Annotated in this window: 3 protein-coding genes; all 3 read right to left on the bottom strand. The window is 56.8% G+C overall.

The features are described 5' to 3' along the window. The coding region (locus tag IFO71_RS21385) for a hypothetical protein (RefSeq protein WP_225444869.1) at positions 1-495 on the bottom strand (495 nt) is incomplete at its 3' end. 280 nt (positions 496-775) lie between these two features. Beyond that, positions 776-1,141, bottom strand: coding sequence for an energy transducer TonB (locus tag IFO71_RS21380; RefSeq protein ID WP_192031722.1), 366 nt, complete (start codon positions 1,139-1,141; stop codon positions 776-778). A 130-nt stretch (positions 1,142-1,271) separates the two neighbouring features. Next, on the bottom strand, positions 1,272-3,066 hold a 1,795-nt coding region (locus tag IFO71_RS21375), incomplete at its 5' end, for an RHS repeat domain-containing protein (protein WP_192031721.1).

Genomic DNA, 3,066 nt, shown 5'->3' with positions numbered 1-3,066 from the left:
GCCGCGCACATCGGTGACTTCGCTGAGCAAGCCGCCGGCATAGCGATAGCTCACCTCACGACCCGAGTAATCGCTGACCTTGCTCAGCTGCACGCCGGACCAGGTCAGGTTCAGCACGGTGCGACCATTGCGGTCACTGACCGAGCTGAGCTGCTCGCCGCTGTAGTTCAAGCTGACCGCGTCGCCACGGCGATTGCCAAACTGCAGGGCGCGGCCGTCCGTCGCATAGTCGACCCAGTTGCCATCGCGATCGGCCCAGCGCCAACCGCTGCCGGTCTTGGCAATGGTCATCCGCGCATCGAAGCGGAACAGGCTGCCGTCCGAGGCCACCTTGTCGTACTCGTCCCCCGCCCGATCAATCCGCAGCACACTGCCGTCCAGATCATCCAGGGTGAACTTCAGCTTGGACCAGGCCGGCGTGAACTGCCAGGCATTGCGCTCGTAGTTGCGCGACCACGACACCATGCCGCCCGGGACCTTAACGGATAGGTCCACTATGGAAGTGCGGTAGCTTCCGTCGGTGGGGTCGACCGCGGCCGAAGCGGTGTAACCGAGCGCTAAGAGCAAGAGTGCAGCGAAGCGAATTAATGCAGGGAATCTCACAGGAGGCTTCACTTTGATTGATGGTGGCAACACTTAACTTTGATCTTGATTAAAACCGACACTGGATGCTACGAAGCTAGGCCTGACCCGACTTCGCAACACGACGCTTACGCGGGCCGCGGCCAACCGAGATCACAAAGAGGCGGGTGAAAGACCCGCCCTACGCGGGCCATCAATTGGCGTCCAGCACAAAGCTCAATTTCTTCTGAATCCTGTAGCAAACGGGCGCCGAATTAACAGTGTGAATTGCGTAGCAGCCGCCTGCAGCCCATTCCTCTGCCGCGCGATCCAATACGTGAAATCCGGATGACTTCACAATCGATACGCTGACAGCCGTGCCCGTCTTTGACACAGTCACCTCAACCAGGGCGACGCCCTCAATCCTTTTTTCCAGGGCCTCGGGCGGATAGGGAACTCTGCGAGGATCACAATACTGGCCAGAGCTGTTAGGAGGACTCTCCAGCAACGGACAAACGTCGAGCGCTGGGGCCACCGCTTGGTTCGCGAGGAGCGCCGTCATCAACAAAACCTGCACCATCAACATTCTCCATGAACCTTCCGACTGCCGACTGCCGACTGCCGTCTGCCGTCTGCCGTCTGCCGTCTGCCGTCTGCCGTCTGCCGTCTGCCGTCTGCCGTCTGCCGTCTGCCGTCTGCCGTCTGCCGTCCTATTGAACAGTGATTGGCTCGCAGGAACCGGAACACTTTTCAGGGTTGAGAAACCCTACAGCTGTCTCGTTACTCGCAGGCGGGTAGTTCCCGGACTCGATTTGGGGTTTGTGTATTCGGTTGATCCTGCAAATTTCTTGATCTAGGTCGCAGTTCCCGTAACGGCAAATCTTAACCAGAGGTCGAAATACTCGATAGCATTCGCATTCCATCATGTGCGCACGCGCCTCACTGTCTAGCCGTTCCCTTTCAGCATTGTTGCCGATGACCCTTCCAAGGTTCTCGCTTCGCCTGCAGAAAACTGGATCTGACCAATACACATCGGCACCATGAACCATCTCATGCAGGAAGGTGCAAAAACCAAGCACTTGGCAATCCGTTTCCGGAGTGGGGATTCTCGCGCGAATGCCGGGATCTGCTGTCTCGGATGGTTTGGAATTGCAATATATGTAGCCGGTCGGATCTCCAGGTTTCGGCAGGCCTGTCGCCACAGGCTTCAGTCCATCAGGGTCAACATTCAAGATCGGATTTCCATTTGCATATGCAAATAGATTTAATCCACCCTTTCTTCCGACGGGATCTGGCCTGGAGTATCTGCCAATACGAGCGTTGTAGAACCGCCAGTGGTTGTACATCTGGCCCGAACTAACGTCCGAAAGTTGCCCCATGAATCCGTGCAGGTTTTCAGCCCCGTTGGTCACAAACTCACCGAACGAGGAATGTCGAATTCTCTTGAGGACATTGCCCTCTGAGTCAAAGTGAATGGCTTCAGTGCCAATAAGATCACCCACGGGAAAACTAGCGCTTAGGCGCCCGGAGACCTTGTCCGCTGAAAACTCCAAGACACGGTTGTTTGCATTGAAGGGTGTGGAAACGTATGAATGCGATGCCACCGCCACTCCGTCTTCAGCGCTTAACCTATAAGCTAAGCCAGATTCTTCATACGCCAGGCTAGTCTGAATCAATACACCACTGAAGTGTCTTTTTTGAGCTAAGAGTCTCCCAAACGGATCGTAGTAGTACTCCGCCACAAGGTTGCCTTCGGCATCACGCACTTCACTCATGCGTTCTTCGCTGTTGTAGGCGTAGCTTTGAATTGGCTGTCCCGTGCTGGGGTCCTGCTTGGCGGTGGTGCTGCCGTTCTCGTTGTATTGATAGGTTGCAAACCCTGAGTGCAGCAGCTCGTTGTTCTGGTTGTATTGCCAGGTCACGCCCGGCGTTTGGCGTTGGTCGGTCAGGCGATTGCCGAGCAGGTCGTAGGTGTAGCGGTCGTCGGCGAACGGAAAGGTGTTGGGCGCCATCGAGTCATTGATCTGATCGTTGCCCGGGCCGTTCGGGTAGTCGGCCACGGTCAGACGATCGACACGGTCATACTCGTACCGGTACGGGCCGTGTTCGGTGGCCTTCTCGCTGATATTGCCCACCGCATCATAGGTGTAGCGGTAGTCCATCAGCGTTTCTTGGCTGGCATTGACCACCTTGATGGTCTCGCTGCGCAGCAGGCCGTCGTAGGTGAGGCTGCGCAGCGTATTGCCGGGATAGGTCACCGTGCCGGGCCGGGTCCAGCGGTAGTTCGAATATTCGATCGTGCCTTCGTTCGGAATCACGATGCTGGCCAGATTCTTGGCCGCGTCGTAGCCGTAGCTAAAGGTGGTGCCGTCGATCGCGGTGTAGCTCGCCTTCTGGCCGTTCGGGTAGTAGCTGTAGCGATAGGTCCAGGTGAAATCGCCATAATCGACCGCTTCCTGGGTTTTGCGCTGTAGCACATCGTAGGTGTATTCGCCGCTGGTGATG

The organism is Pseudomarimonas arenosa (genome assembly GCF_014841215.1).
GTDB classification, from domain to species: domain Bacteria; phylum Pseudomonadota; class Gammaproteobacteria; order Xanthomonadales; family Xanthomonadaceae; genus Pseudomarimonas; species Pseudomarimonas arenosa.
Note: the sequence above shows the minus strand (reverse complement) of the source record. Positions and strands in the feature narration are given on the sequence as shown.

Bases quoted from the DNA above. Each gene is read 5' to 3' on its own strand.
- IFO71_RS21380 (WP_192031722.1), bottom strand. From the start codon at position 1,141: ATGGTGCAGGTTTTGTTGATGACGGCGCTCCTCGCGAACCAAGCGGTG.